The organism is Pseudomonas sp. R37(2017) (genome assembly GCF_002113375.1).
GTDB lineage: Bacteria > Pseudomonadota > Gammaproteobacteria > Pseudomonadales > Pseudomonadaceae > Aquipseudomonas.
Genome location: NZ_NEHO01000001.1, coordinates 265,430 through 288,177, shown reverse-complemented (window position 1 = coordinate 288,177; position 22,748 = coordinate 265,430). Strand labels below are relative to the sequence as shown.

15 protein-coding genes and 1 other RNA gene are annotated in these 22,748 nt (G+C 61.0%); 9 read left to right on the top strand and 7 right to left on the bottom strand.

The genetic code is table 11. The features are described from left to right. Positions 1-128 precede the first annotated feature (128 nt). Positions 129-2,528: a GGDEF domain-containing protein gene (locus tag CAG47_RS01320; RefSeq protein WP_085723122.1), complete on the top strand. Its 2,400-nt coding sequence runs from the start codon at positions 129-131 to the stop codon at positions 2,526-2,528. A gap of 138 nt (positions 2,529-2,666) precedes the next feature. Here CAG47_RS01320 and dacB read toward each other — a convergent pair whose 3' ends face one another. Further along, positions 2,667-4,127, bottom strand: coding sequence for a D-alanyl-D-alanine carboxypeptidase/D-alanyl-D-alanine-endopeptidase (gene dacB / locus CAG47_RS01315; protein ID WP_085723121.1), 1,461 nt, complete (start codon positions 4,125-4,127; stop codon positions 2,667-2,669). A gap of 233 nt (positions 4,128-4,360) precedes the next feature. Here dacB and CAG47_RS01310 point away from each other — a divergent pair, with 233 nt between their 5' ends. After that, complete coding sequence (locus CAG47_RS01310; protein WP_085723120.1) at positions 4,361-4,702, top strand: YggL family protein; 342 nt, start codon at positions 4,361-4,363, stop codon at positions 4,700-4,702. Positions 4,703-4,774: 72 nt separating this feature from the next. On the opposite strand, the gene CAG47_RS01305 is transcribed toward CAG47_RS01310, so the two are convergent. Beyond that, a complete protein-coding gene (locus CAG47_RS01305; RefSeq protein WP_085723119.1) occupies positions 4,775-5,968 on the bottom strand; it encodes a benzoate/H(+) symporter BenE family transporter in 1,194 nt (397 codons plus the stop codon). A 342-nt stretch (positions 5,969-6,310) separates the two neighbouring features. Between CAG47_RS01305 and CAG47_RS01300 the strand changes: the two genes are divergently transcribed. Beyond that, positions 6,311-7,075 carry a GntR family transcriptional regulator gene (locus tag CAG47_RS01300; RefSeq protein WP_085723118.1) on the top strand — a complete coding sequence of 255 codons (765 nt, stop codon included), beginning with the start codon at positions 6,311-6,313 and terminating at the stop codon, positions 7,073-7,075. 181 nt (positions 7,076-7,256) lie between these two features. Here the strand turns inward: CAG47_RS01300 and guaD are convergent, their stop codons facing one another. From guaD to xdhA, 4 genes are all read right to left on the bottom strand, one after another. Continuing rightward, the gene (gene guaD, locus CAG47_RS01295) at positions 7,257-8,561 is read right to left on the bottom strand and encodes a guanine deaminase (RefSeq protein WP_085723117.1); all 1,305 of its coding nucleotides are present in this window, start codon (positions 8,559-8,561) and stop codon (positions 7,257-7,259) included. An 8-nt stretch (positions 8,562-8,569) separates the two neighbouring features. After that, on the bottom strand, positions 8,570-9,412 hold the full coding sequence (gene xdhC, locus CAG47_RS01290; protein WP_085723116.1) for a xanthine dehydrogenase accessory protein XdhC: 843 nt from the start codon (positions 9,410-9,412) through the stop codon (positions 8,570-8,572). A gap of 126 nt (positions 9,413-9,538) precedes the next feature. After that, the gene (gene xdhB, locus CAG47_RS01285) at positions 9,539-11,938 is read right to left on the bottom strand and encodes a xanthine dehydrogenase molybdopterin binding subunit (RefSeq protein ID WP_085723115.1); all 2,400 of its coding nucleotides are present in this window, start codon (positions 11,936-11,938) and stop codon (positions 9,539-9,541) included. Next, positions 11,931-13,385, bottom strand: coding sequence for a xanthine dehydrogenase small subunit (gene xdhA / locus CAG47_RS01280; RefSeq protein ID WP_085723114.1), 1,455 nt, complete (start codon positions 13,383-13,385; stop codon positions 11,931-11,933). The genes xdhB and xdhA overlap by 8 nt, the downstream gene beginning before the upstream one ends. A 106-nt stretch (positions 13,386-13,491) precedes the next feature. Between xdhA and CAG47_RS28555 the strand changes: the two genes are divergently transcribed. From CAG47_RS28555 to ffs, 6 genes are all read left to right on the top strand, one after another. Continuing rightward, entirely contained in the window at positions 13,492-13,665 is a 174-nt protein-coding gene (locus tag CAG47_RS28555) for a hypothetical protein (protein WP_158091305.1), read from the top strand. Beyond that, positions 13,662-14,321 carry a GntR family transcriptional regulator gene (locus CAG47_RS01275; RefSeq protein ID WP_085723113.1) on the top strand — a complete coding sequence of 220 codons (660 nt, stop codon included), beginning with the start codon at positions 13,662-13,664 and terminating at the stop codon, positions 14,319-14,321. Before CAG47_RS28555 ends, CAG47_RS01275 begins: the two co-directional genes overlap by 4 nt. A 2-nt stretch (positions 14,322-14,323) precedes the next feature. Next, positions 14,324-17,812 carry a chromosome segregation protein SMC gene (gene smc / locus CAG47_RS01270; protein ID WP_085723112.1) on the top strand — a complete coding sequence of 1,163 codons (3,489 nt, stop codon included), beginning with the start codon at positions 14,324-14,326 and terminating at the stop codon, positions 17,810-17,812. Positions 17,813-18,043: 231 nt separating this feature from the next. Continuing rightward, entirely contained in the window at positions 18,044-18,898 is an 855-nt protein-coding gene (gene zipA, locus CAG47_RS01265) for a cell division protein ZipA (RefSeq protein ID WP_085723111.1), read from the top strand. A gap of 232 nt (positions 18,899-19,130) precedes the next feature. Then, positions 19,131-21,488, top strand: a complete 2,358-nt coding sequence (gene ligA / locus CAG47_RS01260) for an NAD-dependent DNA ligase LigA (RefSeq protein ID WP_085723110.1) — start codon at positions 19,131-19,133, stop codon at positions 21,486-21,488. A 259-nt stretch (positions 21,489-21,747) separates the two neighbouring features. Continuing rightward, an RNA gene (gene ffs / locus CAG47_RS01255) (signal recognition particle sRNA small type) lies at positions 21,748-21,844 on the top strand. Between the two features lie 58 nt (positions 21,845-21,902). Here the strand turns inward: ffs and CAG47_RS01250 are convergent. After that, a complete protein-coding gene (locus CAG47_RS01250; RefSeq protein WP_085723109.1) occupies positions 21,903-22,697 on the bottom strand; it encodes an ABC transporter substrate-binding protein in 795 nt (264 codons plus the stop codon). Positions 22,698-22,748: the final 51 nt, after the last annotated feature.

Sequence of the window (22,748 nt, the reverse complement as noted above, 5' to 3'; positions counted from 1 at the left end):
AGCGACCATCGCGAGCGTGCTCGCTCCTACAGGGGTCGTTCAGTGCTGGTCAAATTAGTGGCGAATGGCTATAACTCAACCCATGGCCAATGGGCTTCTCCGCACCTGGCGTTTTGAGTTTGCGTTCTATGTCGTTGCGCGCCGTGCGCCCCAGGATCCTGGGCTTTATCAGCGAAGATGTTTCGGCCTGGCGGGTCGCACTGCTGGTATTGCTTGTCGGCGGGGTGCTCACGGGCTTGCTGGCGTGGTCGACGCTGAATCTGTTTCACCATCAATTGCGGCAACGTTTTCAATTGCTGGCCAATGAGCGTTACAGCCGTATCGAAGAGCGATTCGAAGATCAGGAGCAGCGCCTCGATGGGCTGCGCCGTTTTTTTGCCAATTCCGATTCGGTTTCCCGAGCGGAATTCGACGGCTACACCCAACCTTTGCTGCTGCGAACCCAGGCGTACTCCTATGCGCAACGGGTCACGCGTGACGAGCGGGCGGCGTTCGAGCGTCGCGCGCGTGACGAAGGCTTGAGCAGCTTTACCCTGAGAGAACTCAATGCCGATGGCCAATTGCAGCCGGCCGGCGAGCGAGATGAGTACGTCGCGGTGCTCTATAGCCAGACGCAAAGCAAACTCGGCTCTCCCCTGGGTTACGATTTGCTGGCCCAGCCGCTGCGGCGTGCCACGCTCGAGCGGGCCGATCAGCATGGCGGCATGGCGGTCTCCCAACCGATGCATCTGGTGAGTATCGAACCCGCCTACGCACGAGGTGTGTTGCTGGTCGCGCCGGTCACCAGGCGCAGCATTCAGGATCCCATGGGCACGAAGCCCTACGGTTATGTCATGGCGGTGATCAGCATGCGCCAGTTGCTGGCGGACGGGCTGCCGGAAGCGAGCCGTGACTATCTCTCGGTGCGTATCCTCGATTTGTCGACCGACGACCAGCACGAAGTGCTGTTCAAGTCGGCCAACCTGCCGGCCATCAGCGATTTGTCCGCCACACGCCTGTTGCGTATGGCCGACCATGACTATCAAGTCGATATCCAGCCCAGCGACGCGTTCGTGCAGGCCAACCATTCCTCCGTGACCAGCGTGGTGGTGTTGGGTGGATTGCTCAGCGTGATGCTCAGTGCCCTGCTGTACGTGCTGGTCAGTCAGCGGCAGCGCGCCTTGGGGCTGGTCGAGCAACGAACCCGGGAACTGCGCGATCGAGAGCAGGAACTGCGCGGCACCCATGGTCAGTTGCGTGGCGTGCTCAACGCCGCTACCCAGGTGGCGATCATCGCCACCGACTTGCGCGGCGTCATCAGCACCTTCAACGCCGGTGCCGAGCAGATGCTTGGCTATACCAGTGCCGAAGTGGTCGGCCATATGACCCTGGAGAACCTGCACCTGCCCCGGGAACTGGTCGCTCGCTCCGTGGAACTGAGTGAGCGCTTTGGCAAACCGGTGCCGACTTGCCAGGCGATGCTGGTCGAAGGCGGTGTCGAGGGCGGCTACGAGGCGCGGGAGTGGACGCTGGTGCGCGGCGATGGCAGCCATTTGATGGTCAACATGCTCGCCACACCGGTGCTCGACGAACAAGGCCTGTGGGTCGGGCACCTGGCGGTGTGCATCGACATCACCGAACGCAAGCGAGTCCACGAAGCGCTCGCGGCGCGGGATCTGCTGCTGAAGAAACTCAGCGCCCATGTGCCCGGTGGCATCTACCAGTTCAAGATGGAGTTCGACGGACGTTTCAGCGTGATTTACGCCAGCGACGGCATTCGCGAGATCTACGAGCTGGAGCCCGACGTGCTGCTGCTCAACGCCGAGTCGATCTTCACCCGGATTCATCCTCAGGACACCACCCGTGTCCGCGCCTCCATCCGTGCCTCGGCCGACACCCTCAGCCCCTGGCGCGAGGAGTACCGCGTGCAACTGCCGCAACGTGGTTTACGCTGGGTTCGCGGCGAAGCCACTCCGGAGGAACTGCCCGGTGGCGGTGTGCTGTGGCACGGCTACATCTCGGACATTTCCGATATGAAGCGGGTGGAAGAAGAGTTGCGCGCGTTATCGGTCACCGACTCGCTGACCGGCATCCACAACCGGCGTTATTTCCAGGAGCGCCTGACCATCGAAATGACCCGGGTGGAGCGAAGCAGTGGGGATTTATCGGTGATCATGCTCGATATCGACCACTTCAAGCGCATCAATGACCTGCATGGCCATGCCATCGGGGATCGGGTGTTGCAGGCGGTCTGCGAACGGATCGGTCACCGGCTGCGTCGCACCGATGTGTTCTGTCGCCTGGGTGGCGAGGAGTTCATGGTGCTGTGCCCGGATATCGCTGGCGAACAGGCCTACGTGTTGGCCCTGCAATTGTGGCAAGGCCTGCGCAGTTCACCCATTGAAGGTGTCGGTACGGTGACCGCCAGTTTCGGGATTGCCAGTTGGCGGGCCGGAGAGGGTGCCGATGCCCTGCTGCTGCGTGCGGATTCGGGGGTGTATGCGGCGAAACAGGCAGGAAGGGATCGGGTTGAGGAGGAGATGAATTAACTGGGCTGTCTACTGACCTCTGTAGGAGCGAGCCTGCTCGCGATGGCGTCAGTCCAGTCAAATTGATGGTGGCTGACACTCCGTTATCGCGAGCAGGCTCGCTCCTACAAGGGATCTACAGTGTTCTTCAGAGCCGGGTTACAACACCGAAGCCGTCTGCGGCACTTTCGGTTGGCGGTACAGGTCCAGCAGCACCTGATCCAGCACCGAAGAAGCACCGAACGGGGCCTTGTCGTTGAGAATCGCCACGACCGCCCAGGTATTACCGTTAACGTCGCGACTGAAACCGGCAATCGCCCGCACGGTGTTCAGGGTGCCGGTCTTGACGTGGGCCTCGCCGCGCATCGCGGTGGTCTTCAGGCGCTTGCGCATGGTGCCGTCGGTGCCGGCAATCGGCATCGAACTGATGTACTCGGCGGCATACGGGCTGCGCCATGCCGCTTCGAGCATCGAGGCCATTTCCCGGGCGCTTACGCGCTCGGAACGGGACAGGCCGGAACCGTTCTCCATTACCAGGTGCGGTGCGGTGATGCCCTTCTTCGCCAGCCACTGACGCACGACACGTTGGGCTGCCTTGGCGTCGTCACCATCGGCCTCGGTGCGGAAGCGTTGGCCGAGACTCAGGAACAACTGCTGGGCCATGGTGTTGTTACTGTACTTGTTGATGTCGCGGATGATTTCCGCCAGGTCCGGCGAGAACGCCCGGGCCAGAACCTTGGCGTCTTTGGGTGTTGGCGCCAGCACATCCCTGCCCTGGATGCTGCCACCCAGTTCCTTCCAGATCGCGCGGACGGCGCCAGCGGTGTAGGTCGCGTGGTCGAGCAGCGACAGGTAGGTCTGCGAGCTGCAGCCTTCACCCAGTTGACCGCCAACGGTAACGCTTACAGTGCCATCGGCCTGTGCCACCGGGTTGTAGCGCACACCACCGGTGCACTGTTTGGAGTTCAGGGCCTTGACCTGGTTGTCGATGCGGATGCTCGCAATCGGCGGTTCCACCGAGACCAGTACCTTGCCCGAGTCATTGCGCGCGACGAAGCGCAGGGCCTTGAGGTTGACCAGCAACGAGTCGGGTTTGACCAGGAACGGCTTGTTGTCGTCGTTGCCATCGTCATTGAACTCCGGCAATTGCGGTTGCACGAAGAAGGTTTTATCCAGCACCAGGTCGCCAGTGACCTGGGTGACCCCGTTGGCACGCAGGTCGCGCATCAACAGCCAGAGTTTTTCCATGTTCAGCTTCGGATCGCCGCCACCCTTGAGGTAGAGGTTGCCGTTGAGGATGCCGCCACTGAGGGTGCCGTCGGTGTAGAACTCGGTTTTCCACTGATGGTTCGGGCCGAGCATTTCCAGGGCCGCGTAGGTGGTGACCAGTTTCATGGTCGACGCCGGGTTGACCGACACGTCTGCGTTGAACACTGTCGGGATGCCGGGACCGGTGAGCGGGATCATCACCAGCGACAGGGCGTTGTCCTGCAACTTGCTGGCTTTCAAGGCTTTTTCAACGTTGGGCGACAACGCGGTATTGAGTGGAGCTGCGCAAACGGGGAGGGCCAGGGGTAGAAGAAAACCAGCCAACAGCAATGGACGCAAAGATTTGATCATCTGAAATAAAACCCTACAGCCGAGGGGAAAAAAACGAGGGCATGGAGATAAATTCCCTCAATGGTCATGAAAGTGTCGGCATTATGCCCCAAGGTGTCACGACTTGTGCCGTGCGCGTGCTGTCCGATCGGCTATTTTTTTACCGACGGTAGGTGTGGAGGCCCAGAGAGTCAGGCAATCGGCGGCTTAAACTGCTAAAGTGCCGCCCGTTATTACTCAAGAGGATTGTTCCAATGGCGACTAACCGTTCCCAGCGTCTGCGCAAAAAACTGTGCGTCGATGAATTTCAAGAGCTGGGTTTCGAACTGAACCTGGACTTCAAAGAAGACTTGTCCGAAGAAGCCATTGATGCGTTCCTCGATGCGTTCCTCAAAGAAGCCATGGAAGCCAACGGCCTTGGCTATGTTGGCGGCGACGACTACGGTCTGGTTTGCCTGCAGAAGCGTGGCTCGGTCAGCGCTGAACAGCGCGCTGCCGTTGAAGCCTGGCTCAAGGGTCGCACCGAGCTGACCAGCGTTGAAGTCAGCCCGCTGCTGGACGTCTGGTACCCGGAAAAGCCGATCAATCAGGCTTAAAAGCAGTTACAAGCCTCAAGCTGCAAGCGGCAAGTTAAATGCGCTTGCAGCTTGCAGCTTGCAGCTTGCAGCTTATAGCTGCTTTCTCCAATTCAAAATCACCAGCGTCACCACCCCCGCGACAATCCCCCAGAACGCCGAACCGATGGAAAACAGCGTCAGGCCCGATGCCGTGACCATGAAGGTGATCAGCGCCGCCTCACGCTCTTTCACTTCGCTCATGGCGATGCTCAAGCCGTTGATGATCGAGCCGAACAGCGCCAGCGCCGCGATCGACAGCACCAGTTCCTTGGGCAGCGCGGCAAACAATGCCGCGAGCGTCGCGCCGAACACCCCGGCGATCCCGTAGAAAACCCCGCACCAGACCGCTGCGGTGTAGCGCTTGTTGCGATCCTCGTGGGCGTGCGGTCCGGTGCAGATCGCCGCGCTGATCGCCGCCAGATTGATCCCGTGAGAACCGAAGGGTGCCAGCAGCAAACTGGCGATGCCGGTGGTGGTGATCAGCGGCGAGGCGGGCACCGTGTAACCGTCGGCACGCAGTACGGCGATACCGGGCATGTTTTGTGAGGTCATGGCGACGACAAACAGCGGGATGCCGATGCTGATGGTCGCGGCCAGGGAGAAGTGCGGGGTGGTCCAGACCGGCGTGGCCACTTCCAGGTGGAAGCCGCTGAAGTCCAGCAGCCCCATGAAGCCTGACAATGCGGTGCCAATCAGCAATGCCGCCAACACCGCATAGCGGGGCGACAGGCGCTTGACCATCAGATAAGTGACAAACATGCCCAGAACCAGGGCGGTGCGGTGTTGCGCGGCGACGAAAATCTCGCTGCCGATCTTGAACAGGATTCCTGCCAGCAGGGCGGCGGCCAGGGATGCCGGGATCTTTTTCACCAGTCGTTCGAAACTGCCGGTCAGCCCGCAAATCGTCACCAGCACCGCGCAGGTAATGTAGGCACCAATGGCCTCGCCGTAGCTCACACCCCCCAGGCTGGTGATCAGCAGTGCGGCGCCCGGGGTCGACCAGGCAATGGTGATCGGCGTGCGATAGCGCAAGGACAGGCCGATGGAACACACCGCCATGCCGATCGAGATGGCCCAGATCCACGAAGAAATCTGCCCGCTGCTCAGGCCCGCCGCTTGCCCGGCCTGAAACATCAGCACCAGGGAGCTGGTGTAGCCGGTCATCATGGCGATGAAGCCGGCGACGATGGCCGATGGCGAAGTGTCGGCCAAAGGGCGGATTTGCGTGTGGGTGGCGTCGTTCATGACGGGGGTGTTCCTTAACAGATGAAGATGTTCGCAGCGATGCAGAACCTTGTGGGAGCGGGCTTGCTCGCGAAGAGGGCGTGTCAGTCGACATTGATGTTGCTGACAGACTGCATTCGCGAGCAAGCCCGCTCCCACAGGAAGGCGGATTCTGCGAACAAGCCTAAACTCAAAGGTAACCAGACGTTGCGATACAGCCGAGGCAACATTCAGCCGTACAGTCGTGTTGCCACCATTCATTGTGTACAATCGGCATGTTTTTTACGCGATACTTGCCAGCGACCCACTGTGCCGTATTACAGTCACCGTCAATTCGCCGCAGTTCTTCCGACCCGAGTGCCCATGAACGAACAGTTGCAACCCCTAAAGAAACAGCCGCGAGCCGGTAAAGCCGGTCGCAGCGGTACCCAGGACGATATTGTCTACGCGCATATCTTCGAGGCCATCCTCGAGCAGCGTCTGGCGCCCGGCACCAAGTTGAGCGAAGAAGCGCTGGGGGAGATTTTCGGGGTCAGCCGCACCATCATTCGCCGTGCTTTGTCGCGCCTGGCCCATGAAAGCGTGGTGTTGCTGCGTCCGAATCGCGGTGCTGTGGTCGCCAGCCCGAGCGTCGAAGAAGCCCGCCAGGTGTTCATGGCCCGTCGACTGGTGGAGCGCGCGATCACCGAGCTGGCTGTTCAGCACGCGACCGCCGAGCAGATTGCCGAATTGCGCCAGATGGTCAACGACGAACGTGACAGTTTTTCCCGTGGCGACCGTGGTGCCGGCATCCGCCTGTCGGGCGAGTTCCACCTGAAACTGGCCGAAGCGGCGAAAAACGCGCCGTTGATCAGCTTCCAGCGCAGCCTGGTGTCCCAGACTTCGCTGATCATTGCCCAATACGAAAGCGGCAACCGCTCCCACTGCTCCTACGACGAACACACCCAATTGATCGACGCCATCGAGAAGCGCGACGGTGAGTTGGCGGTGAACCTGATGATGCATCACATGGATCACATCGACAGCAAGCTCAACCTCGACGAGGAGAGTGCGTCGGATGATCTGCATGCGGTGTTCTCGCATTTGTTGCAGACCAAGAAGCCAGGGCGTTCGCCGGCGAAGATCTGATCCGAAACCGCGTCGCGCCAATCGTGGGCAAGCCCGCTCCCACAGGGTCCGAGGTGAACTGAAAGTTTTGTAACCACCGAAGATCACTGTGGGAGCGGGCTTGCCCGCGATAGCAATTTGACAGGCAACAAAAATCCCCCGGGCTGAAAAGCTTCGGGGGATTTTTATTGCCCGGAAGAATTTAGCGCTGATGCACCAGATTCCCCGCCGCGTAGGTCTGCAGCACAGTCCGGTCATCCCCCAGTGTCATCAACACAAACAACGTCTCGGCAATGTTGTTGGCCTGCTGCAAGCGATAGCCCAGCAGCGGCGTAGCGTTGTAGTCCAGCACCAGGAAGTCTGCGTCGGTACCCGGTTGCAGGTTGCCGATCCTGTCTTCCAGGCGCAGTGCGCGGGCGCCGCCGAGGGTGGCCAGGTACAGCGACTTGAACGGGCTCAGGCGCGCACCTTGCAGCTGCATGACCTTGTAGGCTTCGTTGAGGGTTTGCAGCAGCGAGAAACTGGTGCCGCCGCCCACGTCGGTGCCGATGCCGACGTTGAGCTTGTGCTTCTCGGCCATCGGCAGGTTGAACAGGCCGCTGCCGAGGAAGAAGTTCGAGGTCGGGCAGAACGAGATGGCCGAGCCGGTTTCTGCCAGTCGCGCGCACTCGTCGTCACACAGGTGCACACCATGGGCGAACACCGAGCGCTCGCCGAGCAACTGGTAGTGATCGTAGACGTCCAGGTAGCCTTTGCGCTCGGGGAACAGTTCCTTGACCCACTCGATTTCCTTGAGGTTTTCGCTGATGTGGGTCTGCATGTACAGATCCGGGTATTCGGTCAGCAACTGGCCGGCCAGGGTCAGCTGCTCCGGGGTGCTGGTCGGTGCGAAGCGCGGGGTGACGGCGTAGTGCAGGCGACCCTTGCCGTGCCAGCGCTCGATCAGCGCCTTGCTTTCGACGTAGCTGGATTCGGCGGTGTCGGTCAGGTAGTCCGGGGCATTGCGGTCCATCATCACCTTGCCGGCGATCATCCGCAGGTCCAGTTGCTCGGCGGCTTCGAAGAACGAGTTCACCGATTGCGGGTGCACGCTGCCGAACACCAGCGCAGTGGTGGTGCCGTTGCGCAGCAGTTCCTTGATGAAAATGTCCGCGACTTCATCCGCGTGGGCCTTGTCGGCGAACTGGCTTTCGCACGGGAAGGTGTAGGTGTTGAGCCAGTCCAGCAATTGCTCGCCATAGGCGCCGACCATGCCGGTTTGCGGCAGGTGGATGTGGGTGTCGATGAAGCCGGGGGTGATCAGCGCGTCCTGGTAGTGGGTGATATCGATATCGGCCGGCAGGGTCGGCAGCAGTTCGCTGGCGTGGCCGAGGGCACTGATCTGGCCGTTATCCACAACCAGCAAGCCGTCTTCGAAATACTCGTAGGAGGCTTCGATACCCACTTCGGCAGGGTCGGCGATGCTGTGCAGGATGGCGGCGCGGTAGGCTTTGCGAGTCAAAGACATGAGAATTCTCAGTTGGAGGCTTGGCTGCGGCGTGACGCAGGCAGCAGTTTGGCAATCGATCCGGCGCTGGCGGTTTGCTGGCCGAAGTTGGCGTTGTAAGTGGCGATGATCTCGCCGGCGATGGAGATGGCGATTTCCACAGGCAACTTGCCTTTGACTTCGCCGATGCCCATCGGGCAGCGCATGCGTTGCACGACGCTGCTGTCGAAACCGCGGTCGCGCAGGCGGTGTTCGAACTTCACGCGTTTGGTCTTCGAGCCGATCAGGCCGAAATAGGCGAAGTCGTTGCGCTTGAGGATGGCGGCGGTCAGTTCGAGGTCGAGCTGATGGTTGTGGGTCATCACGATGCAATAGCTGCCGGCTGGCAAATCATCGATTTCATCCACAGGCTCTTCGGAAACGATTTTGCGCACGCCATGGGGAATCTGTTCGGGGAACTCCTCTTCCCGCGAATCGATCCAGCGCACCCGGCAGGGCAGGCTGGCCAGCAGCGGCACCAGGGCGCGGCCGACGTGACCGGCACCGAACACGGCGATCTGCGCTTGCACCTGACCCATCGGTTCGAACAGCAAGACGGTTGCACCACCGCAGCATTGGCCGAGGCTGGCACCGAGGCTGAAACGCTCCAGATGGGTGTCCTGCTTGCCGCTGGCCAGCATCTCGCGGGCAATCTGCATGGCCTTGTATTCCAGGTGCCCGCCACCGATGGTGTCGAAGGCCTGTCTGGCGCTGATGACCATCTTCGAACCGGCATTGCGCGGCGTAGAGCCGAGCTCTTCGATGATGGTGACCAGTACGCAGGGTTCACCACGGTTTTGCAGGTCGGCGAGGGCGTCGATCCAGTTGTACATAAACACCTCAACATCTCTGTTGTCTGTTCCGGCCTCTTCGCGAGCAGGCTCGCTCCCACATTTCGATCTCTGTCATTCGGGGATCCATTGTGGGAGCGGGCTTGCCCGCGATGGGGGCGCCTCGGTCTAGAGCGGAGCCAACTCGGTCTCCGCCTCGACAGCCTTCGCCGCCTTGAACTGGCGCATCTGCTCACAGCCCCACAACACCCGCTCCGGGGTCGCCGGTGCGTCGATTTTCGGTTGATGCTTGTAGTCGCCCAGGCTCGCCACGGCGTCCTTGATCGCACACCAGGAGGCGATGCCAAGCATGAACGGCGGCTCGCCCACGGCCTTGGAATGGAACACCGTGTCTTCCGGGTTCTTGCGGTTTTCCACCAGCTTCACCCGCAGGTCCAGCGGCATGTCCGCCACGGCCGGGATCTTGTAGCTGGCCGGGCCGTTGGTCATCAGCTTGCCCTTGTTGTTCCACACCAGCTCTTCCATGGTCAGCCAGCCCATGCCCTGGATGAAGCCGCCCTCGACCTGACCGATATCGATGGCCGGGTTCAGCGAGGCGCCGACGTCGTGGAGGATGTCGGTGCGCAGCATCTTGTATTCGCCGGTCAGGGTATCGACCAGCACTTCGCAGCACGCCGCGCCAAAGGCGTAGTAGTAGAACGGACGGCCGCGTGCCTGGCTGCGGTCGTAGTAGATTTTCGGGGTTTTGTAGAAGCCGGTGCTCGACAGCGACACCTGGGCGAAATAGGCCTGCTGGATCAGTGCTTCGAAGGTCAGGATGTGGTCGCGGACCCGTACATGGCCGTTGTGGAATTCCACGTCTTCTTCGCTGACCTTGTATTGGCGAGCGGCGAATTCCACCAGGCGTTTCTTGATGGTTTCGGCAGCATTCTGCGCGGCCTTGCCGTTCAGGTCGGCACCGCTGGACGCTGCGGTCGGCGAGGTGTTCGGTACTTTGTCGGTGTTGGTCGCGGTGATCTGCACGCGATTCATTTCCACCTGGAACACTTCGGCCACTACCTGCGCGACCTTGGTGTTCAGGCCCTGGCCCATTTCGGTGCCGCCGTGGTTCAGGTGGATGCTGCCGTCGGTGTAGACGTGCACCAGGGCGCCGGCCTGGTTGAGGAAGCTGGCGGTGAAGGAAATACCGAATTTAACCGGGGTCAGCGCCAGGCCCTTTTTCAGGATCGGGCTGTTGGCGTTGTAGCGACGGATCGCTTCGCGACGCTCTGCGTACTGGCTGCTTTCTTCCAGCTCGGCGGTCATCTCTTCGAGCATGTTGTGCTCGACCGTCTGGTAGTAGTGGGTAACGTTGCGCTCGGTCTTGCCGTAGTAGTTGGCCTTGCGCACGGCCAAAGGGTCCAGGGCCAGATGGCGGGCGATGGCGTCCATCACTTCTTCGATGGCGACCATGCCTTGCGGGCCGCCGAAACCACGGTAGGCGGTGTTCGACGCGGTGTTGGTCTTGCAGCGGTGACCGTTGACGGTCGCGTCGCCCAGGTAGTACGAGTTGTCCGAGTGGAACATCGCCCGGTCGACGATCGATGCCGACAGGTCAGGGGAGCAACCGCAGTTGCCGGCCAGTTCCAGGTTGATGCCGTGCAGGCGCCCGGTGCTGTCGAAGCCCACGTCGTACTCGACATAGAACGGGTGACGCTTGCCAGTCATCAGCATGTCTTCGACGCGCGGCAGGCGCATCTTGGTGGGCTGGCCGGTCAGGTGCGCGATCACCGCGCACAGGCACGCCGGGCTGGCCGCCTGGGTTTCCTTGCCGCCGAAACCGCCGCCCATGCGACGCATGTCGACGACGATCTTGTTCATCGACACGTCCAGCACTTCGGCCACCAGTTTCTGCACTTCGGTGGGGTTCTGCGTGGAGCAATAGACGATCATGCCGCCGTCTTCGGTCGGCATCACCGAAGAGATCTGGGTTTCCAGGTAGAAGTGTTCCTGGCCACCGATGTGCAGGGTGCCCTGTATACGGTGCTCGGCGGTGGCCAGTGCCGTGGCCGAATCGCCGCGTTTATGGGTATGGCTGTCGAGTACGAAGTGGCGTTTGCGCAGGGCTTCGACGACATCCAGCACGGGCTCGAGGTCTTCGTATTCGATGATCGCGGCCATGGCGGCCTTGCGCGCGGTTTCCAGGTCTTTCGCGGCAACGGCGACCACCGGTTGACCGACGAATTGCACCGTGTCGATGGCCAGCAGCGGATCGCCGGGCATCAGTGGGCCGATGTCCTTCAAGCCCGGCACGTCTTCGTGGGTGATGGCGATGCGCACGCCTTCGAAGGCGTAGCAGGGCGAAGTGTCGATGCTGATGATCCGGGCGTGGGCGCGGTCCGACATGCGTGCATAAACGTGCAACTGGTTCGGAAACTCCAGGCGATCATCGATGTACTGTGCTTCACCGGCCACATGCTTGGCGGCGCTGTCGTGCTTGACGCTGCGGCCGACACCGGTGGTCAGGTCCCTGGCGAACAGTTCAGCCAATTCGGCTTGGGTCTTCTCTACGGCGTGATGATTAGACATAAGCGGTCACCCGGGTCTCGATGTGCGGTGTTTGCAATTCGATGAAGTATTTGCGCAGCAGGTTCTGCGCACTGAGCAGGCGGTATTCCTTGCTGGCACGGAAGTCCGAGAGCGGCGTGAAGTCTTCGCCCAGGGCCGCGCAGGCGCGTTCTATGGTGGCGTTGTTGAAGGGCGCGCCGAGCAATGCGGCTTCGCAGGCTGTGGCGCGTTTCGGGATGGCCGCCATGCCGCCGAAGGCGACGCGGGCTTGCGCGACGACGCCGTTTTCCAGGCGAATGTTGAAGGCGGCGCAGACTGCCGAGATATCGTCGTCCAGGCGTTTGGAGACCTTGTAGGCACGGAACAGTTTTTCGGCGCTGGCGCGCGGCACGATGATCTTTTCGATGAACTCGCTTTCCTGGCGCGCAGTAACGCGGTAATCGATGAAGTAGTCTTCCAGGGCCATGGTGCGGCGGGTTTCGCCCTTGCACAGGACGATTTGCGCGCCCAGGGCGATCAGCAAGGGTGGCGAGTCACCGATTGGCGAAGCGTTGCCAATGTTGCCGCCCAGGGTGCCCTGGTTGCGGATCTGCAAGGACGCGAAGCGGTGCAGCAGTTCACCGAAGTCCGGGTACTCGGCGTTCAAGGCCTCGTAGCAATCGGAAAGGGCCGTGGCGGCGCCGATTTCCAGGCGATCGTCAAAACGCTCGATGCGTTTCATCTCGGCAACGTTACCTACATAGATCATCACCGGCAGGGTGCGGTGGAACTGCGTGACTTCCAGTGCCAGGTCAGTACCGCCGGCCAGCAGGCGGGCCTGTGGATAAGCGTCGTAGAGGTCGGCCAGGTCGGCCACGGTCAGCGGCACCAGGCAGCGCTTGTCGCCACTGTTGAGTTCGCCGATATCGGTCGGGGCAATGGCTTTCAGGCGCGCGATGGTGTCGGCCTCGCGGGCGTCGAACTGATCCGGCTGCTTGCCGCAGCAGGATTGCTCGGCCGCTTCCAGGATGGGCCGGTAGCCGGTGCAACGGCAGAGGTTGCCGGCCAGTGCTTCGTGGGCCTTGGCATGATCCGGTGCGTCACTGTTCTTTTGCAGGGCAAACAGCGACATCACAAAACCGGGGGTGCAGAAGCCGCATTGTGAACCGTGGCATTCGACCATGGCTTTCTGCACGCTGTGCAGTTCGCCTTTGTGCTTGAGGTCTTCAACGCTGATCAATTGCTTGCCGTGCAGGGACGACACGAAGGTCAGGCACGAGTTGAGGCTGCGATAGCGAATGTGTTCGCGGCCGCCATCATCGGTCTGCAATTCGCCGACCACCACGGTGCAGGCACCGCAGTCACCGCTGGCGCAGCCTTCTTTGGTGCCGGGTTTGCCCACATGGTCGCGCAGATAATTGAGCACGGTCAGGTTCGGGTCCAGGGCGTGCTCGCTACGGAGTTCCTGGTTTAGTAAAAACTGGATCACGGAAGGCCTCGCAGACTCATTATTGTTGTTAACCGATAGGACCGAATTTAGCAGGTCTGACTTTTCGGTCAATGATTTTCTGACTTAAAGGTCAGGAAAATGCATTTTGTCGATCAACCACCTGTTCGTTAATTATTGTCGCTGGTTCGTCAGCCTGCCTTTTTGCCTGGATTTGCTTGATTCGTGCCAAAAACCTCCGGGCGGGCACTCCGCCCTGATGCAGCAATTGCGCTACACTGCGCCGCTTGTACAGATCGAAGAGTTTGAAGGACAACCATGACGTTCAAGGCGCCGGACAGCCTCGCCGAGCAGATCGCTCACCACCTCGCCGAACGCATCATTCGCGGCGAAATGAAGCCCGGGGAGCGCATCCAGGAACAGAAGGTCACGCTGGCCCTCAACGTCAGTCGTGGTTCTGTCCGCGAGGCTTTGCTGATCCTCGAGCGTCGGCACCTGATCGCGATCCTGCCGCGCCGTGGCGCTCACGTTACCGAACTCACGCCGCACAAGGTGCAGAGCCTGTGCACGCTGATGAGCGAGCTCTATATCCTGCTCGGTAACTCGGTGGCCAGCGGCTGGAAAACCCAGGCCGACATGGCGCCGTTCGTGCAGATCCAGCAACGTCTGACGGCCAGCTACGAGCGTCAGGACATCCGCACTTTCGTCGACGACAGCTTCAATGTGATGCGCGCCGCGTACCCGTTCGCCAACAACCCGTACCTGCAGGAGACCGTCGAGAACCTGCAGCCGGCCATGAGCCGTGCGTATTTCCTCGCGCTGGACCTGCGCAAAGCGTCGATGAGCGAGTTCCTCGAGCTGTTCGAGCGCTTGCTCGCTGCCGTGCTGGCCCGTGATTTTGCACAGATTCGCCTGGTGCTGACGGCTTATGCCCAGCGTAGCTGCGATCTGGTGATATCCGCTCTGACGGACGCCTGATCTTGCGGCTCAAGTGCATCAAGCTGGCGGGGTTCAAGTCCTTCGTCGACCCGACCACGGTGAACTTCCCCAGTAACATGGCGGCGGTTGTCGGGCCCAATGGCTGTGGCAAATCGAACATCATCGACGCCGTACGCTGGGTGATGGGCGAGAGTTCGGCGAAGAACCTCCGTGGCGAGTCGATGACCGACGTCATCTTCAACGGCTCGACCAGCCGCAAGCCGGTGAGCCAGGCGAGCATCGAACTGGTGTTCGACAACTCCGACGGCACCTTGCTCGGCGAGTACGCGGCCTATGCGGAAATCTCCATTCGCCGCAAAGTGACCCGCGACAGCCAGACCACCTATTACCTCAACGGCACCAAATGCCGGCGCCGCGACATCACCGATATCTTTCTCGGCACCGGCCTCGGTCCGCGCAGTTACTCGATCATCGAGCAGGGGATGATCTCCAAGCTGATCGAGTCCAAGCCCGAAGACCTGCGCAACTTCATCGAAGAGGCCGCAGGGATCTCCAAGTACAAGGAGCGCCGGCGCGAGACGGAAAACCGTATTCGCCGCACCCATGAAAACCTTGAGCGCCTGACCGACCTGCGCGAAGAGCTTGAGCGTCAGCTCGAACGCTTGCACCGCCAGGCCGAGGCCGCCCGGAAGTACCAGGAGTTCAAGGCCGAGGAGCGCCAGCTCAAGGCCCAGCTGTCGGCCCTGCGCTGGCAGGCGCTGAACGATCAGGTCGGTCAGCGTGAAGCGATCATCGGCAACCAGGAGGTTTCTTTCGAAGCCCTGGTGGCCGAGCAACGCAATGCCGACGCGAGCATCGAGCGCCTGCGTGACGGGCATCACGATCTGTCGGAACGCTTCAATCTGGTGCAAGGGCGCTTCTATTCGGTCGGCGGCGACATTGCCCGGGTCGAACAGAGCATCCAGCATGGCCAGCAGCGCTTGCGCCAGTTGCAGGATGATCTGAAAGAGGCCGAGCGCGCGCGCCTGGAAACCGAATCGCACCTGGGCCACGACCGCACATTGCTGCTGACCCTGGGCGAAGAGTTGGACATGCTCACCCCGGAGCAGGAAGTCACCAGCGCCGCAGCCGAAGAGGCCGCCGCCGCGCTGGAAGAGTCCGAAACCACCATGCATGGCTGGCAAGAGCAGTGGGATGCGTTCAACCTCACCGCCGCCGAACCGCGCCGCCAGGCCGAAGTGCAGCAATCGCGGATCCAGCAGCTGGAGACCAGTCTGGAGCGCCTGGGCGATCGCCAGAAGCGTCTTGGCGAAGAACGCGCCTTGCTCTCGGCGGACCCGGAAGACGCGGCAATCATGGAACTCAGCGAGCAGCTCGCGGAATCCGAAGCGACCCTTGAGGATTTGCAGACCAGTGAAGAAGCCCAGGTCGAAAAACTCGAGCAACTGCGCCAGCAGCTACAACAGACGCTGACGGCGCAACAGCAGGCCCAGGGCGATTTGCAGCGCCTCAACGGTCGGCTGGCTTCGCTCGAAGCCTTGCAGCAAGCCGCGCTCGATCCGGGCACGGGCACCGCCGAATGGCTGCGCGAACAGAATCTCGCCAGTCGCCCGCGCCTGGCCGAAGGCCTGAAAGTCGAGGCCGGCTGGGAACTGGCGGTGGAAACCGTGCTCGGCGCCGACCTGCAAGCGGTGTTGGTGGATGATTTCAACGGTTTCGATCTGTCGGGTTTTGCCCAGGGCGACCTGCGTTTGCTCAGCCCGGCCAACGATGGCGTACGGGTGCCGGGCAGCCTGCTGGACAAGGTCGAGGCGCAGATCGATCTGTCGCCATGGCTGGGGCAGGTCAAGCCGGTGGACAGTCTCGAGCAGGCCTTGGCCTTGCGCAGTCAATTGGCTGCCGGGCAGAGCCTGATCAGCCGTGACGGTTACTGGGTCGGCCGGCACTTCTTGCGTGTACGCCGGGCCAGTGAAGCCGAAAGCGGCGTGCTCGCCCGGGGCCAGGAAATCCAGCAACTGGGCCTTGAGCGCGAAGAGCGCGAAGCCACCGTCGAAACCCTGGAAACCCAGCTGCAAAATCTCAGGGCGCAGCAGCGTCAGCAGGAAAACGGTCGCGAACATCTGCGCCGTTTGCTGCAGGACGAAGCCCGCCAGCAAGGTGAACTGAAAGCGCAACTCTCCGCCGGCAAAGCCAAGGCCGAGCAATTGAACTTGCGCCGCACCCGTCTCGACGAAGAGCTCACCGAACTGGACGAACAGCGGGCGCTGGAGCACGAAAACATCGGTGAAGCGCGTCTGCGATTGCAGGAAGCCCTCGACAGCATGGCCCAGGACACCGAGCAGCGTGAATTGCTGTTGGCGCAACGCGACAGCTTGCGTGAGCGTCTGGATCGGGTACGTCAGGAAGCGCGACAGCACAAGGATCACGCCCACCAGTTGGCGGTGCGTCTGGGCTCGCTCAGGGCGCAGCACGATTCCACGCGCCAGGCCCTGGAGCGTCTGGAGATGCAGTCCGAGCGCCTGACTGAAAAGCGCGAACAGTTGAGCCTCAATCTGGAAGAGGGCGAAGCGCCACTGGAAGAGCTGCGTCTGAAACTCGAAGAGCTGCTCGACAAGCGCATGACCGTCGATGAGGAACTCAAGACCGCACAGATCGCCCTCGAAGATGCCGACCGCGAATTGCGCGAGGCCGAGAAGCGCCGCAGCCAGGCCGAGCAGCAATCCCAGTTGATTCGCAGCCAGCTCGAAACCCAGCGCATGGAATGGCAAGCCCTGACCGTGCGCCGCAAGACCTTGCAGGACCAGTTGCTGGAAGACGGCTACGATCTCCATGGCGTGCTCGCGACCTTGACTGCCGAAGCCAGCGAGAAGGATGCCGAGGAGGAGCTCGAGCGCATCGCTGCGAGGATTCAGCGCCTCGGTGCGATCAACCTGGCGGCCATCGATGAGTACCAGCAACAATCGGAGCGTAAACGTTATCTGGATGCGCAGAACGACGACCTGGTCGAAGCACTCGAAACCCTCGAAAACGTGATTCGCAAGATCGACAAGGAAACCCGTAACCGTTTCAAGGATACCTTTGATCAGATCAACGGCGGTTTACAGGCGCTTTTCCCAAAAGTTTTCGGTGGAGGGCGCGCGTATTTGGAACTGACGGGCGAAGATCTACTCGATACAGGGGTAACGATCATGGCGCAGCCGCCAGGAAAGAAGAACAGCACCATCCATTTGCTCTCCGGTGGCGAAAAAGCGCTGACCGCACTGGCTCTGGTTTTTGCGATCTTCAAGTTGAATCCGGCGCCGTTCTGCATGCTCGATGAAGTTGACGCGCCACTGGATGACGCTAACGTTGGACGCTACGCGCGGTTGGTAAAAGAAATGTCACAGACAGTGCAGTTCATCTATATCACCCACAACAAGATCGCCATGGAAATGGCCGAGCAACTGATGGGTGTGACGATGCACGAACCCGGTTGTTCACGTCTGGTGGCGGTGGACGTGGAGGAGGCGATGGCGATGGTGGACGCCTAGCGGCGAGCTACAAGCTGCAAGTAAGGCAGCTTGAAGCTTGAAGCTTGAAGCTTGAAGCTTGAAGCTGCGCAGCCCTGTAAAGTTGCCTTTGGTCGTGCTAGTTTAATGTCAATTTTTCGTATACGTGGGCAAAACGCCTGTCAGAACATAGAGTTGGCGCCACGTTTTAAAGCGGTTTGCAGGTTGTAAACCCCTTATTTTTCAGCATTTTTTATAGAGGCACGGGATTACATGGAAATCGGTCTGCGCGAGTGGCTGATCGTCATCGGCATTATTGTCATTGCCGGTATTCTTTTTGATGGCTGGCGCCGGATGCGCGGCGGCAAGGGCAAATTGAAGTTCCGTCTTGACCGAAGTCTGTCCAACCTGCCGGACGAGGACAGCAGCGCCGAGTTGCTGGGCCCGTCGCGAGTGCTGGACACACAAAAAGAACCGCAACTGGACGAGCAGGATCTGCCGTCGGTGAGCATGCCTGCCCGTGAACCTCGCGAGTCGGGTTCCAAACGCGGCAAGCGTGGCCATAGCGAGCCTTCCCAGGGCGACATGAACCTCAGCCTGGATCTGGACGGCGGGCCAAGCTTGAGCAGTCGCGACGACGACTTCCCGGCTGACGGCAAGTCCTCGCCATCGCTCGGCGACAAAGATCAGCCGCAAGCTGAAGAAGTGCTGGTGATCAGTGTGATTTGCCGCGACGCTGCCGGGTTCAAGGGCCCGGCGCTGTTGCAGAACATTCTCGAAAGCGGCCTGCGTTTCGGCGAGATGGATATTTTCCACCGCCACGAAAGCATGGCGGGCAACGGTGAAGTGCTGTTCTCCATGGCCAACGCCGTCAAGCCAGGCGTATTCGACCTGGACGACATCGACCACTTCAGCACGCCGGCGGTGAGCTTCTTCCTGGGGCTGCCAGGCCCTCGCCATCCGAAGCAGGCCTTCGACGTGATGGTGGCAGCGGCGCGTAAATTGTCCCAGGAGCTCAACGGCGAACTGAAGGACGACCAGCGCAGCGTGCTGACCGCCCAGACGATCGAGCACTACCGTCAGCGCATCGTCGAATTCGAACGCCGCGCATTGACCCAGAAACGTTGATTGAAATGGCTGGAGCGGGCTCTTGTGGCGAGGGGGCTTGCCCCCGTTGGGCTGCAAAGCGGCCCCAAAACCATCCCCCTCGTTGTGTCAGCTTCAGCGCGATTGCAGGATTTACGGCGGCTTCGCCACCGAACGGGGGCAAGCCCCCTCGCCACAAATGCAGCCCCTTGCCGGGCCGAAATATGAAAATTGAGCAGCCTCGGCTGCTCTTTTGCTTTATGAGAGAACACCCATGACCGCCGCCAAGAACCGTATTTTAGAGCTGCGCGCTGAGCTGGATCAGCACAACTATCGCTACCACGTGCTGGACGAGCCGAGCATTCCGGACGCCGAATACGACCGCTTGTTCAATGAGCTCAAGGCGCTGGAAGCGGCCAACCCAGAGCTGATCACCAGCGACTCGCCGACCCAGCGAGTGGGAAGCGCGGCGCTGTCGGCGTTTACCCAGGTGCGTCACGAAGTGCCGATGCTCAGCCTCGGCAACGCCTTCGAAGAAACCGACATGCGCGAGTTCGACCGCCGGGTGACCGAAGGCCTGGATTTGCCGGCGGGCGACCTGTTCGGTGGCGGCGCAATCGTTGAATACAGCTGTGAACCCAAGCTCGATGGCCTGGCCGTCAGCCTGCTGTATCAGGATGGCGTCCTGGTGCGCGGCGCTACCCGCGGTGATGGCACGACCGGCGAAGACATCAGCGTCAACGTGCGCACCGTGCGCAACATCCCGCTCAAGTTGCACGGCACTGGGTGGCCGGCGACCCTGGAAGTGCGCGGCGAAGTGTTCATGTCCAAGGCCGGCTTCGAGCGGCTCAATGCCACACAGCTGGAGGTCGGCGGCAAGACCTTCGCCAACCCGCGCAACGCCGCAGCCGGCAGTTTGCGCCAGCTGGATTCGAAGATCACCGCCAACCGTCCACTGGAATTCTGCTGCTACGGCATCGGCCAGGTGTCTGCGGAGATTGCCGATTCGCACATCGGCAACCTGCAGCAACTCAAGGCCTGGGGCATGCCGATCAGTCATGAGCTGAAACGGGCGCAGGGCATCGCCGAGTGCCTGGATTACTACCGCGACATCGGTGAGCGGCGCAACGCGCTGCCGTATGAAATCGATGGCGTGGTGTTCAAGGTCAACAGCATTGCCTCCCAGCGCGAACTGGGCTTCCGCGCCCGTGAGCCGCGTTGGGCCATCGCTCACAAGTTCCCGGCGATGGAAGAGCTCACCGAGCTGCTCGATGTGGAATTCCAGGTCGGCCGTACCGGGGCGGTGACGCCGGTGGCGCGCTTGAAGCCGGTCAAGGTCGCGGGTGTCACAGTGGCCAATGCCACGCTGCACAACATGGATGAAGTGGCGCGTCTGGGGCTGATGATCGGCGACACCGTGATCATTCGCCGTGCCGGTGACGTGATTCCGCAAGTGGTGCAAGTGGTCATGGAGCGTCGTCCGGAAAACGCCCGGCCGGTGCAGATTCCCGAGCAGTGCCCGGTATGCGGCTCCCATGTCGAGCGCACGCAACTGATCAAGCGCAGCAAAGGCCGCGAGACGGTCAGTGAAGGGGCGGTGTATCGCTGCGTCGGGCGTCTGGCCTGCGGCGCGCAACTCAAGCAGGCCATCATTCACTTCGTTTCCCGTCGCGCCATGGACATCGAGGGCCTGGGTGAGAAGAGTGTCGAGCAACTGGTCGACGAAGGCCTGGTGAGCTCGCCGGCCGATCTGTACGCCCTGACGTTCGAGCAGATCGTCGACCTGGAAGGCTTTGCCGAGCTGTCGAGCAAAAATCTGCTCGGCGCCATCGAAGACAGCAAGAAACCGGGCCTGGCGCGATTCATCTACGCCCTCGGGATTCCCGATGTCGGCGAGGAGACGGCCAAGGTGCTGGCGCGCTCCCTGGGTTCGCTGGAGCGGGTGCAGCAGGCCTTGCCGCAGGTGCTGACGTACTTGCCGGATGTCGGCCTGGAAGTCGCGTTCGAGATCCACAGCTTCTTCGAGGATGCCCATAACCGGCAGGTGATCGCTGATTTGCTCAAGCATGGTTTGCAGATTCAGGATCAGGGCGAGTTGGGCGCCGAGTTTTCGGCGAGCACCACGCTGGGTGGTTTCCTCGACAAGCTGCATATTCCATTGGTCGGTCCGGGGGGCGCGCAGAAACTGGCGGACAAATTCGGCTCGCTGCAGGCGGTAATTGGCGCGGACTGGCTCGATATGCGCCAGGCGCTACCGGAGAAACAGGCCAATTCGGTGCGCGAGTTCTTTGCGGTCGAGGCCAATCGCCAATTGGCCGAAGCGGCCGAAAAACAATTGGCCGATTTCGGCATGCACTGGCAGAGCGAGAAGAAAGTCGTCGAAGGCCTGCCGCTGGCAGGGCAGACCTGGGTGCTCACCGGTTCGCTGGAGCTGATGAGCCGTGATGTAGCCAAGGACAAACTGGAAAGCCTTGGCGCCAAGGTCGCGGGTTCGGTGTCGGCCAAGACCCATTGCGTGGTGGCGGGGCCGGGTGCGGGGTCGAAGTTGACCAAGGCCAATGATTTGGGGTTGAAAGTGCTGGATGAAGAGGCGTTTGTCGGCTTCCTGAAAGATCATGGCATTTCCGTCTGATGCCATGACCTGTGGTGAGGTCGCTTGTTCCCGCTTCCTCGCCACAGAGGGTTGTACGCGGCTTGTGTGCGGCACAGCCTGTATTGCCGCTGGCAGTGACCATCCGGCACGAGGAAGGCAGGGCGGGCGAGGCGCTCCAAGTACATTGGCAAGTGCTTGAGCCCCCTCATGTTTTTTATCCCAACCAACGGTTGTAACTTCGCCTCAGATAGGTACAATGGCGCGGCTCGCCGACAGGTGAGTGTCGTTATGGTGACCCTATCGGTCCCCCCGCAACGATCAGCCGTGAACCCGGTCAGGCCTGGAAGGGAGCAGCCGCAGCGGTGACATTGTGTGCCGGGGTGTGGCTGGTAGGGTTACCACCTTAACGCCACGCGAGTGTTCTCTCGCGTTATTTTCTGAAATGACTTCTTGTCAGCTGCCAGGGTTTTGCCCAAGGCGGTTTTTTGTCGTTTCCGATTTGTCGGCAGCAGGCTCGCCCCCGATATACAGCCGGACGATCTCGTCGATTTCCCCGGACATCTTCATTCGGGCAAGGGTGCTCAGAATGCGCTGTACCGGTACTTGCGGGTCGTTGCGCACGTAGCAGCCGATATTCTGTTCCTGCAACACCGCCACGCTGTGCAGCTGTTGCGCCGGTAGCAGGCGTTGATTGAACCAGTCCAGGCTCCATTGATTGCTGACGGCATAACGGTTGCGCCCGGCGAGCAGTTTTTCCAGGACCAGTTCCTGGTTGCGCGCATCGTCACGAAGCAATTGATCGGTTTCGAACAGCGGTTGCAGGGTTGGGTAGCTATAGCCCAGTACGGTGCCGATGGTCTGATTCGACAAATCCGCCGGATTGACGACGGCGGGCTCCGCACGCCTGGCGATCAGCAGGTCGGGCTGGATAAAAAGCGGGATGCTCCAGAGGACGTCGCCGATCTGGTGGGGCAGCCACGATTGCGCGGCATAACAGCGGACATCGACTTCGCCGTGTTCCATGGCATTTTGCACCCGTGCGCGGGGCAGCACATGGAATTCGGCTGGTAGGCCGACCTGGGTCGCGAGGCTGAGCATCACGTCATACAGGATGCCCTGGGTCGGCTTGCCCTGTTCCAGTTGCACCATGGGCATGGTCCAGCTGTCGGTAATCGCGAAGCGCAAAGGCGCTTCAGCGGCTACGCCATCCAGGTTGATCAACAGCAATGCCCCCAAGGCCAACCGCATAAACACTCCGTTAAAAGCCCTCCGATATGCAGCTTAGCCAGAATACACGAG